The sequence below is a fragment of the Paenibacillus piscarius genome, from assembly GCF_022234545.1.
Classification (GTDB): domain Bacteria; phylum Bacillota; class Bacilli; order Paenibacillales; family Paenibacillaceae; genus Paenibacillus_AQ; species Paenibacillus_AQ piscarius.
Map to the genome: position 1 here is coordinate 205,293 of NZ_JAIEUI010000006.1, position 16,014 is coordinate 221,306.

Annotated in this window: 1 protein-coding gene and 1 pseudogene; both read right to left on the bottom strand. The window is 58.5% G+C overall.

What is annotated here, in order from left to right:
- Nucleotides 1-20: 20 nt before the first annotated feature.
- Nucleotides 21-3,491: pseudogene (locus K1558_RS12960) on the bottom strand (beta-ketoacyl synthase N-terminal-like domain-containing protein); the annotation flags it as partial.
- A 206-nt stretch (nt 3,492-3,697) separates the two neighbouring features.
- A complete protein-coding gene (locus K1558_RS12965; RefSeq protein WP_238651999.1) occupies nt 3,698-15,988 on the bottom strand; it encodes an SDR family NAD(P)-dependent oxidoreductase in 12,291 nt (4,096 codons plus the stop codon).
- Nucleotides 15,989-16,014 lie beyond the last annotated feature (26 nt).

Below are 16,014 nucleotides of genomic sequence, written 5' to 3' on the forward strand. Positions count from 1 at the left end.
TTCTTCCCCGCAGCGCTTAAATCTCTGCCGGCAAGACAAGCGAAATGTACCGCCGGGCGGCCCGAGCTGTCCAGCAGAAGCAGATTAAATTGCGCGCCCTGTTCCTGCCCGGTATTGTCAGCAGGCGTTACGAGACAATAGCTTACCGGCGATAACGCACCATAGACCTCTACAGCCTGCAGGCCAGCGGGAACGAAGGTTCCCTGCGGCCGCTGGCTGCTGAGCACCGCATACAATGCCGTCTGCATCGCGCCGTCGGCGAAGCCCGGATGCAGGATATACTCCTGAAGTGCCATCTGTGAGCCTGGAGGCAGAGAGAGTCTGGACAGAGTGCCATACTCCCCGGTATACACGGCTTCAATGGTCCGCAGGTTCGGGCCGTAGTTCATCCCATGCGCCGAGAACAGCCGGTAACAGTCTTCACCGGGAGTGGTCCGGCTGGAAGCCTGGAGGAGCTGTGAAATATCCACCGGCTCCATTTCCACTGAATCTGCTTCTGCTTCAGCTGGAATTTCTGCATAATTCACTGTGCAGGTGCAGTGCAGCGTTCTCTGGCCGTTCCCGTTCAGGGTGTAGATGCTGGCTTCAACCCCGTCTTCCCCGGCCACCAGTCCGGTATAGGCTTCCTGAACCTCAGTCTCAGCCGGCAGTTCAAGGGTTCTGCGCCATTGCACACCGGTCAGCGACTGTACTCTCCAATCCCGGCTGGACAGCTGTCCAGCCCGCCAGGCCATTTCGAGGTAGACCACTCCCGGAAGGAGCATCCGCCCTTGAATCACATGGTCATGCAGGTAGGCATCCGCTGCGCTTAAGCTTTTCAAGTAGCATTGTTCCTCAAATACGGATTGATTGGAATCGAGCACCGCCGACAGAACTGCGGGCTTGATTGCGGAGAGCGCTGACGCGCGATCTCCCGGGCTATACCAGTAACGGGTCCGGTCGAACGGATACGTAGGCAGAGAGATTCTTCCGGGTCTGCTTCCCGTATAGAGCAGCTGCCAATTGAAGTTCACCCCGCCGGTCCACAGCCGGCAGAGCTGGTCCAGCTTGCCTGATTGCACCAGTGACTGCAGGAAGGCTTCGCCCGCTGTGCTGTCTGAGAAGATATCGCTGAACCCGCTGCCCGAACCGCTATGTCCCGTGTAAAGTTCAGGAATGCTGCGGGTGCCGCCCACGAACAGAGCCAGCTTCTCTTGTAACTCCGGCATACTGGAGACGATAACCGCCAGCCTCTCGTCCATGGCCTCCCGGCCGACCTGGAGGGTGTAGATCAGTTCACTCAGCCGGACCTCGCAGACGGACTTTCTGGCAGAGCCGGATATCGTGCATGCACTCTGAGCTTCCGCTACAGATTCCGCAGCACCGGCTCCATGTCTGGCCGCAACCGCATCCGGGCCGAGCTGCTCCAGCAGGTGGCCGGCAATATCTTCAATTGTAGCTCCGCCAGTCAGGAGGCCCATCGGCAGCCGGACCGGGTAAGCCTCATAGAGAGTGTTAACGGCGGTCATCAGCTCTTCCTTGGATAACCCGTATTCCTCAATCGGCTCGCGGGCGCTGATATGTGCTGGCAGCGGCGCGGATTGCAGGAGACAGGCGGTTATATCCGCGATTATATATTTCTTGAATGCAGCGCCGCCGGATTGTTCCAGTCCGCGTTCCTGACGGGCCGTATGCAGCACCAGATAATCAAGAATATGCCCCGCGTAGGCCATGAGCCGGTCTTTGCTTTTGGCGGATAGAATGAAGATGTGCGGTCCCGGCTTAAGGTCACAACGTTCTTGTGCTCCGAATTCCTCCAGAATGACATGCACGTTCGTTCCGCCAGCACCGAATGAACTTACTGCCGCAACCCTCGGGCATTCCTTGGATTCTCCCTCCTCCTGCATAACAGCTGGCTTCCACTCTTCCAGAAGGCGTTGTACATAGAAGGGAGTCTCTTCAAAAAGAATATTCGGATTCAGCACTTCAGAATGGAGGGAAGGCACGAGCTGCTTGTGCTTCATCTGCAGGAGCACTTTGATAATAGACACAACACCGGCTGCCGACTCCAGATGGCCGACATTGCTTTTGACCGAACCGATGGCGCAGTACTGGTTGTCTTGCGTCTGCATCCGGTAAGCCCGGGTTAGACCGCTGATCTCAATCGGATCGCCGAGCGCGGTTCCCGTGCCATGGGCCTCTATATAGCTGACCGCCCGTGGATGGATACCTGATTTGTGCAGTGCCTCAGCGATAATCTCCGACTGGGCATTCGGATTAGGGACGGTGTAGCCATTCGTTTTGCCGCCATGGTTGATTGCAGTCGCGCGGATGACCCCGTAGATGTGGTCTCCATCCTCCAGCGCTCTGGCTAGCGGCTTCAGCAGCAGCGCACCCACGCCTTCACCGGGAACATACCCGTCCCCGCCGCTGCCGAAGGCCCGGCACTTGCCCTCACTTGAAGCGAACCGCTGATTGCAGAGAAACAGATATTTATCCGGGTGAATGGTAACGTTGACGCCCCCTGCAACGGCAAGCTCGCTGTCTCCTCTGTGAATGCTCTCGCAGGCTAGATGCAGCGCAGTAAGGGACGAAGAACACATCGTATCCAAGGCAATGCTGGGACCCTTGAAATTGAAGAAGTAGGAGACCCGGTTGGCGATGGAGGCGTATGATGAGCTGAGCGCCATAGGATTCCCTTTGGCCGTCTCCTCGGCTCCAAACAATTGATAATGGCCATACATAACGCCGACGAACACGCCGGTCCTGCTGTTCCACAGCGATTGACGGGTATAGCCGCCATCCTCGATTGCGCTGTGTGCGCTCTCCAGGAAGAGCCGTTCCTGCGGATCAAGCTGTTCTGCATCTCTTGGCGTCAGCTGGAAAAACAGCGGATCAAAGCAGTTGTATTCATCCATAAAGCCGCCCCATTTGCTGTACACTTTGCCTTGTTTGCCCTTCGCGGGATCGTAGTAACGGCTATGATCCCACCGTTCCGCAGGAATCTCGGAGATGGAGTCTACCCCGTTCTTCAGATTATTCCAGAATTCATCCAGATTCCGCGCCCCGGGAAAAGCGCCGCTGATGCCGATAATTGCAATGCCCTCGTCCTTCGCCGGGGGAGTCAGCTGCGGCGGCTGACGGTGTTGCTCCTCTGAGCGGCTGCGGCTGCGGCCGGGTGCTGTGAAGGACCTGTATTTCTTCGCAGCCTCAACGTCTCCTGCTGTTGTCCTCTTCTTATCCGGCAGTGTCTCTGGCGCCGCGTCGGCGGGCTTCGCCGCCATGCGGTATCCGGCCTGCCCCTCCAGCCCTGCACGCTGCTGCTGCACGAAGTACCCGGCCAGTCCGGCCAGATTGCTGTACTCAAACAGCAGCGTCTTCGGAAGATTCGGGAAATCCTTATCCAGCAGCGAATTGATCTCCATAATCGCCACCGAGTCCACCCCGTAATCCTCCAGATTCTGCCCTGCATGAATCCTGTCTGTACCCAGCCCGGTCACCTGTGACAAGAGCCCCTTCAAATACCGGACGGCATAGTCGTACAGTCCCTGGTCCCCCTGTTCCCGGGTATCCGGACCGTCTGTCAGCTCGCGCCCTGCCCCGGTCTGTCCAGGCGCTATACTGCTTAACTGCCGGATTAGCGCATATCCCTGCTCAGGGCCTATCTCTCCCCGCTTGATTCTCTCCAGTATTCTGCCCATCTCCAGATTCGCTTCACTCATCGTAGGCCCCCCATCGCTTGCTCCACTTCCGCTTCATCCACTTCTCCGGCCTGCAGACGGGCCAGCAGTTCGACAATCGCTTCCTTCTCATCAAGCGGTATTCTTGGAACCGGCTTGTCCGGTTTCAGCTTGAATGCCTGATCGATCTTCTGCTTGTTGCCGATAGCCGCAATGATACTGCCGCTGCCTGCCTGGCAGATCAATTCCAAAGCCCGGATACCCGTCTCCGCATCCATCATCTTCATGCCAAGATAGGTGGTATAGAACACCGACTCGTTCTCAGGAATCGTAAATCCGCCGTCCTGCCACAGCGGCCAATTGACCGAAATCGTCCTTCCCTTGCGCGTCCCTTGCGCTGCCGCTTCATTCCTGCGCCGCGCGTAGCGGTCCAGGAAGCTGTTCGCCATTGCGTAATAACCGACACCCAGATCACCCAGCTCCACCGATATGGAAGAGAAGAGAATCAGACCGTCCAGGTCGAAATCTGCACTGAACAGATCAAGATATATCAGGCCTTGGACCTTAGCTCTCATGATCTCCAGGCCTTGGGTGCGGTCTGCTTCGGTAACCGGCAGTTCACCGCCCTGGCCTGCACAATGGAGAATGCCGTTAAGCCCGCCGAATTCTTTGCGGATATGCTCCATGATCCGCTGCACATCCCCCGCGCCGGCAAGATCGCCCTGGAGATAACAGCCTTCTCCGCCAAGCTGCCGCAGCTCTGTAAGGAATGTGTCCGTCCGCTCACTTGCCGGCTGGCGTCCGGTACAGATCAGGGTGGCACGGTAAGCACGGGCAAGATACCGGGCCAAGATCATCCCGAGCGCGCCCGTGCCGCCAGGAATCAGATAGATGCCGCCTTCTCTGAGAACTATGGAATCCGCAGCCCCAGGGTAGCTGCCGCCGGGCGCAAACGGCCGGATTCTCCGCACCATCCGCTGGTCACCGGTATAGCGGATATCCGCATGACCTGTATCCGCTGCGCTGAACAATTCTTGAGCCAGCCGGTTCTGATAGTCCTTGGCAACCATGGCTTGCGAATCTGCTGCCACACTGATGATCTGGAATCGGTGATGCAGCGGTACTATGGATTTGGAGAAGCTGGCGAGCAGTTCATGGGGAGCCGAGAATCCTCCCTGTGCTTCCGGGTAGGCGAACAGCAGCTTCACGGGCTGCTGCCCGTAGACCTCCAGGAAGGCCTTGAACAGGGCAACGACGGACAGTACCCCTTCCTCCAGCATCTGCGTGAGCATTGGTTCAACCTTGTCTTCACACAGTGCGGCGAGCGGCAGCGGTGCTGCCGTTCCCGCCCACTGATGCAGCACATGGGTAGGGCGGAAGCCGCTGTCCCGCAGCTCCTTCAGCAGCCGGACATAATCTCCTTCCCGCTGCGGGTTCATCGCTATCTGATCTCCCTGGCGCTCCCGGTATTCATCGTCTGCCGCAATCCAGATGCAGGTGCCGGCTCCGCCCGGCAGGCGCCCCGCCCCGCCGGCACTGCTGAAGACCAGAACATTCCGCGGCTCTGCCGCCATCGCCGGGACGAGCGCCTCCTGCTCATAGACAGGGGCATAGTAGAACACTTCTTCCTCTGAATGGTTGTCAGAAGGCTTGCCGGTGTATGGCCGGACGATAAAGTCCTCGATTCTGACGAGCTCCCGGCCGGCGGGATCAAGAATAGCAATATCAAAAATATGAAGTCCCTGGTGATCCTCATCCGCCTCTTCCTTCACCTTCGTATACACATAGCAATCTGCCGGAATCGGTGCGAAGATCTCAATGCTGCCCACCGAGAACGGAATATGCGTCGCTCTGCCTGCTTCGTCCCTGCCTGCGGCTACCGAGCGCACAGCCCCGTCAAACAGCGCAGGGTGCAGTACAAATTCCGGCAATCCGGCTCTGTAGTCTTCATTCAGGGATAGCCGGGCCAGCGTCTCCTCCCGGCCGCTCAGCACCTCCTCCGTCACCTGGAAGGAAGGGCCATAGCTGAAGCCGATGTCTCTGAATATATGCTGATAGCACTCCTGCTTGTCTTTGCGTCCCGGACAGCGTCTCTTGATCGCATCCAGATCGAAGCTCCGGCTTGTCACAGCCGCTGGTCCGCCTTCAAATTCCAGAATCCCTCTGGCATGAACCACTCTGCCGCTTCCGTCCTGGCTGAAGATTTCATATTGCACATCATCTGCTGCAGGCTCCAGGACAATGTCAAGTTCCTGGACCGCCTCCGTCATGACCACCGGCTTCAGCCAGAGCACATCCCGCACCCGGCAGACGGCCGCTTCGGCGGCAAGCTCTCCGGCTGCCCGCGCCATTTCAATGTAAGCTACACCAGGCAGCAGCATTTGATCCGCAACGATGTGGTCCCGCAGATAGAATAGATCCGGTGTCAGCCGCTTACGGAACCGCTGCTCACGCAGCGTAGAGATGTTAACATCCACCAGCGGATGTAACGGGCGCAAGGCTGATTGTATGTCAGGCTGCGGATGGCCCGCTGCAAGTCCGTGCACCGCAGTTGCAGCCGGACCCGGGCTCTCCAGCCAGTAGCGCTCTCTGGCGAAAGGGTAGAGCGGCAGGGAGACCTTCTGCGGCTTCCCGCCTGTGAAGAGATGAGTCCAGTCGATCTGCGTTCCGAGCACCCACAGCTTCGCGAGCCGTTCCAGCTGCTGTTTGCGGATCAGGGCTGCAAGATACGCTGTATCCTCAGGATCATTGCCCAGAATAACAGCGCCATTCCCGGAAGCCGCTGCGGTATTGCTCCGGTGTACGCCTTCGGGTACGACGCCCGCTACAAGTGACTGCAGGGCTGACCTCAGCTCATCCAGCGAGGAGACAGTCAGCGCCAGCCGTTCCTCCATTTCTTCCCTGCCTGTACTCAGCGTATAGGCGATATTCGCCAGCGAATACTCTCCAGCCAGCGGTACTTCCAGGAAGCGGTACAGTTCTTGAACCTTCTCCATAAGCCGCTCCGGGTTCTTGGCCGACAGGATGATCAGCCTGCTTCCGGCGGGCTCTGCTGCTGCTTGCACCGGAATGTATTCTTCGGCAATCAGGTGCACGTTGGACCCGCCTGCCCCGAAGGAGCTGATCCCGGCTCGGCGCGTTCCGCCGCTGCCGGCATCCTGCTCCCAGGGCTCCAGGCTCCGCTGCACATAGAACGGCGTATCCCCGAAATGGATGCCGCTGTTCAGTTCATCCGCATGAATCGACGGTACCAGCGTCCGGTGCTTCATCTGGAGCATCACCTTGGCTAAGGAGGCGATGCCGGCAGCAGACTCAAGATGTCCGATATTCGACTTCACCGAGCTGATCGAACAGAATTGCTTCGCGTCCGTATACTTGCTGAATGCATTGGACAGCCCGGCGATTTCAATCGGGTCGCCCAGCGGGGTACCGGTACCATGGGCCTCCAGGCTGGTGATCGTTCTGGGATGTACACCTGATTTGCGGAGGGCTTCACTAATCGCAGCAGCCTGGGCTGCCGGATTCGGCACGGTGTACCCGCTGGTTTTGCCGCCGGAATTCATTGCGGATCCTTTAATGACCCCATAGATGTGATCCCCGTCTTCGATGGCTCTGCTGAGCGGTTTGAGCAGAACAGCCCCAACACCCTCACTCGCCACGTAGCCGTCGCCGCCTTCGCCGAATGCCCGGCATTTGCCTTCGCTGGAGGCGAACCGCTGGCTGCACAGGAATACGTATTTGTTGCGGTGGATCGTCACGTTGACGCCCCCGGCCAGCGCCGCTTCGCTCTCACCGCTGCGGATACTCTCGCAGGCCAGATGAATCGCCGTCAGCGAGGATGAGCACATGGTATCCACTGCCAGACTCGGTCCCTGGAAGTTGAACAGATACGATACCCGGTTGGCGATGGACGCGAATGACGAGTTGGGTGCCGTGAGTTGGCCAGAGTCATACCCTTCCGTTCCGATGAGCTGATAATGCCCATACATGACGCCTACAAAGACACCGACTCTGGAACGGGCCAGCTTCTCCCGGGTGTATCCGGCATCCTCAACCGTGTGGTAGGCACATTCCAGAAACAACCGCTCTTGCGGGTCCGTCAACTGGGCATCCCGCGGTGTCATTTGGAAGAATAACGGATCGAATTTATCCACATCCTCAATGAATCCGCCGTATTTGGTGTAAATTTTGCCCCGCTTGCCTTTCTCTGCATCGTAGTCGCGCGTATAGTCCCAGCGCCCGGCAGGAATCTCCGTTATACAGTCCCGGCCTTCTCTCAAGTTGTCCCACAGCTCCGAGATATTGCCTGCCATCGGGAATCTGCCGTCCAGGCCGATGACTGCGATGTCCATTGCCCCGTTCACTGCCGTGCTTCCTGTGTGCAGCACAGCGTTCACTGTCTCCGGCATGAAGCGGCCGGTCTTCTGCGGTTCTTCAGCTACCAGTCCCGGAGGCTTCACCGTACCGGATCTCTGCTTCAGTTCAAGCTTGAATAACGAGATGAGCTGAGCACTGTAATGTCCGGTTAGATAAGCAGCAAGTGATTCCACCGTATTATGCTCGTAGAAGAGCGTTGTCTTCAGTCCGCTGAATTCCCGCTGCAGCGATTCATTCAGCTCCAGGATCATAATCGAATCCAGGCCGAAGCTATCCAGCGGTGAGGTGATGCTGATCCGTTCCCGGGAGATTCCCAGTGTCTTGGCCAACAGCCTGAGGAGATAAGCGTGCGTCTGCTCCAGCAGTTCTCCGTTGTCTGACGCGATCCCGGCAGGCTGCGCCTGTTCAGCCGCTCGTCCTCCGGCAACGGCTTCGCTGCTCCCCAGCCTGCGGGCAATCTTCTGCGGGTCGCCATAGCCGATATAAGCCTGCACGGGCTCCTCCTTCAGCACGGCCTCCAGAATATCCAGGCCTGCCCTGCTGCTTAGAAGATGCATACCATAGTGATCGGCCAGCACCTGCTGCTGAGCAGCGGGCAGCTGATATCTTCCGCTCTCCCAGAGCGGCCAGTTAATGGATACCGTCTTGCCCTGCCGCCGCCCCTGTCCGGCCAGCAGATCACGGTATGCAGCATAGCGGTCCATGAAGCTGTTGGCCGCCGCATAGCTGCCTGCGCCCATATCTCCGATTTGCACTGAGGTGGATGAGAACAGGATGAACAGCTCCAGCGCCTCATCCTTGCTGGCGAGATCCAGATTCAGCGTCCCGTTCACCTTCGGGCTGAGTATCCGGGCGAATCCGGACTTGCTGCTCTCCGCCGCCTTCACTGTCTCGCCGGTCCCGGCACAATGAAGGATGCCGTTGATTGTGCCGAAGTGCGATTTGGTATGTCCGATAAGGCGGAGCACGCTGTCCATGTCGCCAACATCGGTCTGCAGGTAGAGCACCTCAGCACCAAGCTCTGCCAGCTGCGCAAGCTTCGTCTGGACGGAAGCATCCAGCGGCTGTCTTCCGGCGAGTACCAGCCTGGCTTGTACAGCAGCGGCCAGCTCTGCAGCCACCAGCATGCCGAGCGCGCCTGTACCTCCAGTGATGATATATACTCCGCCGCGGACGAATCTGGACGCCTCAGCCTGGTGAAGCATGGTGCGGGGAAGCATTTTCCGCACATAACGCACGTTGCCTTCATACCGGACCTCCGTCCCGTTCGCAAGCTGTGGCCGCAGCCATTCCTGAATCAGCTGCCCAGCGGCTTGCATGAGCGATTCAGCTTCCAGCCGGACCAGACTGATCTGGAATAAGGGGTGATCCGCCGCTATCGAATGGGCGAATCCGGCCGCCATTTCATTCAGCGGTTGCGACAGGTCCTCCACGTCCTTATAGGCGTACAAGCATCTGATGCCGGTCCCCGGCTTCAGAGCAGCCGATGCTTGCAGGAGGTGAAGCAGAGAGTACAGGCCCAGATCCATCCGGGTCTCCAGAGATTCCAGCAGCGCGTCCTGCCAGCTTCCTGCTCCGTTACTTCTATCCAGATTCCAGCCATGTACAATATGCCGGAGCTCTGTACCCTCTGCCTGCACGGCCTCCAGCAGGCGGAGATAATCCGCTGCCTTCCCGGCATCAATCACATATTCAGTGCTGCTCAGCCGGGCATAGCCGGTTCCAGCTGTCACTCCAATGCAGCGCTCCGGCGTTATTCCATACAGCGCAGCCTGGGTGCGTACTGCAGCTGTTAAGGCTGTACTGCCGAACACCAGCGCAGCAGATAGGCCTATGGATCCCGAAGCTGCACCTGTCGGAGATGCTGTCTCCACCCATTCCGGCGAGTAGAGCGTGACAGCAGCAGACGGAGTCGGAGCGGCAGCTGGGGAAGAATTATACTGCTTAATCGAGAACCCGGACAGCCGCACTGCCTCCCGGCCCTCCAAGTCGGTGATGCAGATATTATACTTGCGGGTGCCTTCATCATCTGTACCCGCTGTCCCTTCGACTGGCCTCGCATAGGCATAGCAATGCTGCGGAACTGAATCCAGCAGCTCTATGCGGTCTAGGGCAAACGGCACCCGGAGCCTCAGATCCTGCTCGCCGCGGCTTCCGGCCCAGGACAGTGAACGCACTGCGCCATCAAGGATGGAGGGATGCAGCACATAATCCGCATAACCCGGTTCTAGAGGCTCCGGCAGCATAATTTCCGCCAGGCCTTCCTCCTGAGAGCAATAAGCCGCTTCCGTTACCCGGAACGAAGGACCGTAATCGAAGCCGACTGCCTTGAAGATATGGCCGTAGCATTCCTCCCGGTTGAAGACAGAGGTGCTGCGCTGCTTAATCTCCGTAATCTGCAGCTTCCCGGCGGCGGCTGGCATATCCTGCAGAACGATTCCTGACGAATGAATAATGCGCTGGTCCCCGTCCTCACTGAACACCCGGAATTCAAGCTGTCCCTGTGTATCAAGTCTGAATGAGGTGTAAATATCCTGCCGCTCTGCCTCCAGCTCCACAGCCTTGATCCATCTGACATCCTGGAGTCCCGTGACCGGGCTGATTCCGGCTAAACCGGCAGCGGCTCGGACCAGCTCCAGATAAGCTACACCGGGCAGCAGCACCTTGCCGCCGACTACATGGTCCTTCAGGAAGAACTGATCTGGATGCAGTACCGTGCGGAACTTCTCTTCCTGCATCGTTGAGACGTTGCTGTCCACCATCGGATGGAGTACGGCAGGGGCTGCTCCGGCGGTGGCAGACAGCTTGGGAGCGATGCGTTCGCCATGTTTACGGACCCAGTATACTTCTCTTGCAAAAGGGTACACCGGCAGCGGAATACGTCTGCCCTTCCGGTCCGCGTACAGACAGGTCCAGTCTACGCTCTCTCCGGAGACCCACCGCTGCGCCAGCTCCGGCAGTTCCATTGAAGTCAACTTGCCGGACTTGTTGGCTGCGAGCGTTGATTCCCCGGCAGGCTGTGCCGGGATCTGGCCCCAATACATACCGTAAGCTTCCTCCGGCTGGTGCAGCAGGCGGTGCAGCGTGTCAATCAACTGCTCTTTATCTGAAGCAGTGCAAGCCAGCCGCTCTGCCATCTCCTCCCTGCCTGTCTGCAGTGTGAAGGCGATATTATGCAGCGACAGCTCTTCCCAATCTGCATGAGCCGTCAAATAGCTGTGAAGCTGCTGTGCTTGTTGAAGAAGCTGCAGCCTGCTTCGGGCCGAGAGGACGATCAGGTTGCCTTCCCCGTTACCCGGAGCACCAGCAGTTACAGCAGCGCCTGAAGGCGTATATTCCTCCAGCACGACATGGGCGTTCACCCCGCCGAAGCCGAAGGAGCTGACCCCGGCCCGTCTAGGCGCACCGTCAAGCGGCGTCCATGCTTGTGTGCGGTCCACGATATAGAAGGGCGAGTGTTCAAGCTCGATATACGGATTGAGCTGCTGGAAATGAACATTGCCCGGAAGAGATTTATGTTTCATCGCGAGGACCACCTTCAGAATACCGGCGATGCCGGCAGCAGCCTCCAGATGGCCGATATTGGTCTTGACTGCACCAATGCCGCAGTAGTTCTCCCGGGTCACAGGAAGCCCGTGCCGGCGGTACAGCTCGGCAAAAGCCTTCTTCAGCGCGTTAATCTCCACCGGGTCACCCAGAGAGGTGCCGGTGCCGTGCGCTTCTATATAACTAATGGTATCCGGTGAAATCCCCGCTTTCTCATAGGCTTCCACCAGTACCTCAGCTTGCGCTTTCGGATTCGGCACCGTCAGGGAGCTGACCTTGCCGCCGTGGTTGACCGCCGAACCCTTGATGACCGCATAGATATAATCCCCGTCCGCCTCCGCCTGGCTAAGCCGCTTAAGCAGAACGGCTCCGGTACCTTCGCCGCGCACATAGCCGTTCGCGCGCTGGTCAAAGGTGCGGCATCGTCCGTCAGGAGAGAGCATGCCTGCCCGGCTGAACGAGATATGCAGAGTCGGTGCGGCCATCACATTCACACCCCCGGCAATCGCCTGCTCGCAGTCGCCGCTTAGAATACTCTCCACCGCCCGGTGTACCGCCACCAATGAGCTGGAGCAGGCGGTATCCACCGGCTCGCTGGGACCGCGGAAATTGAACAGGTAGGAAATACGGTTCGCGAGAACACAATGCGAGCTGCCGGTGGAAGAATAAGCTTCAATCTCAATGCCGTTGTCCTGCAAAAGAGTGCTGTAATCGTTCGTCGACACCCCGGCGAACAGTCCTACCTTCCGGCCTGCCAGCGTCGAAGCCTTATATCCGGCATCCTCCAGGACGGACCATACCGTCTCCAGGAAGATCCGCTGCTGCGGGTCCATCAGGTCGGCTTCACGCGGATTGATACCGAAGAAGCCGGGGTCAAACTTGTCAACATCCGGCATGAATCCGCCCCAGCCGGAGACAGGCTTGCCCGGAACGCTGCCCTGCAGGCGGTTCAGCTCACAGGCATCCCAGCGGTCCACGGGAATCTCCGAGATCAGATCCTGCTGCTGCCGGAGCTGCTCCCAGAAGACCTCCAGATTCGCCGATTGCGGCAGCATGCCGCTGATGCCGATGATTGCTACCGGTTCGCGCATGCCCGAACCCGCAGGCTCCGCCTGGAGCGGCTTCCATGTTCTCCGTGCCTTCGGCACAACGGCTGCTGTAACCGGCCCGGGCTTGTCATTAACGGCGGCTGCCTGCGCTGCCACTGGATGAACAGCTTCAGCCAGCTCCTCCGCATAGGTCTCCGCCAGATAGGCAGACAATGCGCGGACCGTCGGATATTCGAAAAATACGGCCGGTGTCATTCGAACATGAAGTGTATCGTTGATGGCGTTCGCGGCGTCTGTGAACGTAAGCGAACTCATACCGTATTCGCCCAGATCCTGATCGGGATGAATAATGGCGGCATCAAGCTTCATCAGGCGGCTGAGGACACTGGTAATCTTCTGCTGTGTTAGTTCCAGTATTCGGGCAGCATTAGCGGCTAAGCCTATGGTGTCCCGGACTCCGGCTACACCTGCACCCGAATGCGCTGCTTCCAGACCCAGAATGCCGCTAATCTTCTTGCGGCTGGCCTGGAGCGTCAATAGCTGCGGCACCTCTGCGTTCAGGATAGCTTCCAGACCCCGGAGTCCGGCTTCAGTCTCCAGCGGCTTCAAACCTGCGGTGTTCTTGAAGAACAGCAGGGTTTCTTCTCCCACTGACATTCCGCCGTCCTTCCACAACGGCCAATTAATAGAGACCGACCGGCCATAGCGCTGTCCGGCTGACTCCAGCTCATTCCGGTACACCATGTATCTGTCCATATAGGCATTGGCATAGGCATAATCACTCTGTCCGACATTTCCTGTGACCGCAGCGATCGAAGAGAAGGCTGCTATGAAATCCAGCTTGTCCTCTGCCGTTGCCCGGTCGAGCTGCACCAGCCCCTGAATTTTGGCTCCGAGAACTTCATCGGCCTCCCCCGCTTCCTTCACCCGGATAAGAGCGTCCCGGGTAACACCGGCGGCATGAATAATGCCATGCAGGCGGCCGAACCGGCTCCGGACCTCGGCAACCGCTGAAGCGGCCGCCGGTTCCTGTGACAGATCCGCCTGGACATACAGTACCTCCCCCCCAAGATTATGCAGACGGGCGATTTGCTGCTCCAGCTCCGGCCGAAGGTCCGATCTGCCGATCAGGGCCAGCCTGGCCTGGTATTTCACAGCAAGATGCTCCGCCACCATCAGCCCCAGCTTGCCTAGTCCGCCAGTAATCAGATAAACGCCCTGTGGCCGGAGTATATTCCTGGAGGCTACCTGTTCAGGAAGAGCAATCTCCTTCAAGGTGTAGACGTATCTCTTTCCCTGCTTATACTGCACTTCCAGCTCTCCTGAGCGGACCTCTGCGGCAATCATCCGTGCTGTTTCCGGTCCGCTTGCCTGACCGGTGAACAGCGTGCTGAAATGCAGTCTGGAATATTCCAGCTTCAGCGTCTGGTTGAAGGCTCTCAGTGCCCCTAACGCCGGCGGCACCGGTGCTGCGGCTTCTCCACCCCGGTACAGCTGGATCACCCGGCTATGGCGGTTATCCTGCACTGCTATAAGCGCCTGCGCCAGATACAATTGGCGGCGGTAGACCGCGGCGGCGGCCTCCATGTCAGCAGCCGGCGCATAGTCTTCTGGCTGTTCATATACGAGGGTCTCCAGCGTACAGCCGCAGCTGCGCAGATCGCAGAGCAAGCGCACATAGTCTTCAGGCCGTTCCGGGTTCATCCGGTAGCATCCCGTCCCGTCCTGATGATATTCTGTCCCGTATTCAACAACGTACAACCGCCCTTCCGGCGCATGGATGCTGCCATTGATGAACGCCTGCTCCAGCCCGGACTGCGCCGGGAACAGGACCAGATCGCCTTGGACTGCGGAGTCCGCAGCACCTCTCTCCCCCTGCTCCTGCCACTCATAGGTGAAGCACATGTCCTCATAATGCTGCTTTCTTCCCTGATGGAATACCTTCAGCACGAAGCGTGTGAACCGGAGCAGGACCCGTCCCTGCCTGTCCGCCAACACCACATCGAATTCCAGATCACCGCCGTCATTCCCGGAGGCCCGCTTCGTCACATAGGACACACAATCTGCCGGGAGTCTGCCGAATATCTCCAGACTGTCGAAGGAATACGGCAATGCAGCCGTCCCCTCCAGCTTCCCGTGAGCGCTGATGAGGCCGATAACCGCTTCCAGTACACCGTCAGTCACCGTGGGATGGAGTGTATATGCCTCGAAGCCTTCACGCAAAAGTGCAGGCAGTTCAATGAAGGCTAATGCTTCTGTCTCCCCGGTGAGCAGTTCGGTAATGGACTGAAAGGACGGGCCGAGCATCAGCTGATGCTGCCTGAACCGGTCATAGACCTCAGCTCCGCTGATACCGGTCTTCCCCTGGCGAAGCCGGGCAAGATCAATGGTCTGCGGCGGCGGACCCGACGCACCGGCCTCTGTGTAGCTGATACTTCCCTGACTATGTACAATGGTGTCTCCTGCAGACTTGCTGGTTATCTCATACTCCAGCTCGGCTCCGCTCTTCCCCGGATAGAGGTGTATCTGAACAGTTCTAGAAGCCTCCCCCTCCTCCAATTGAATCGGATGAGCCCAGACAACTCCGTCCAGCCTGAGGATAGCTGTTCCCGGAAGGGAAGCAGCGGCCGCAGCACAGGCCATCTCAAGCTGAACCACACCCGGCAGCAGCTTATGGCCGGAGACTATATGATCCCTCAGATAGAAGACTTCTGCGGATAGCTCTTTACTGAAAATCTGCTCATGCACCGTCGACTGGTTGCTATCAAGCACCGGACCCAGCGGCGCTGCTGCGATGCCCGCTGATGCTGCCGAATCCCCTGCGGCTGTATGAAGCTCCAGCCAGTGCTTCTGCCTTTGGAACGGGTAGGTAGGCAGCGGGATTTTGTGATAGGGCCGTCCGTTGTACAGCACCTTCCAGTCGCAATTACAGCCCTCCAGGTATAATTGCGCGCACTCCTCCAGCACCTTACGGGAGAAGGCAGCCGGACTTGCACCGTTACTGTGGGCCAGTCCAGCAATCCGGTCGAGCCGGTACTGATCCCCGGGATCGGCTGTCCGCCGCCGCAGCTCCCCCGAGGCTGTATCCTTGTGCGCAGCAAGCCGGTTCAGTGTCCGCAGCAGCTCTGATTCCAGCTCCTGAAGATCGGCGGCGACCAGTGCTACACGTTCGGTAAAATGGCTTCTGCCGATGGATAACGTGTAGGCGATATTCCCGGGATCCGTAATCCTGCCGGCCGTATCGCTGAGCCACTCCATAAGGTCAGCTGTTCTCCGGGCCAAGCCATCGCGGGTCTTCGCGGACAGAAGAAACAGATAAGACGGGCGGTCGCCGCTGTAGTTGCCAATTTTGCTCATCCGAATAGCCTCCACTTCTCTTTCTA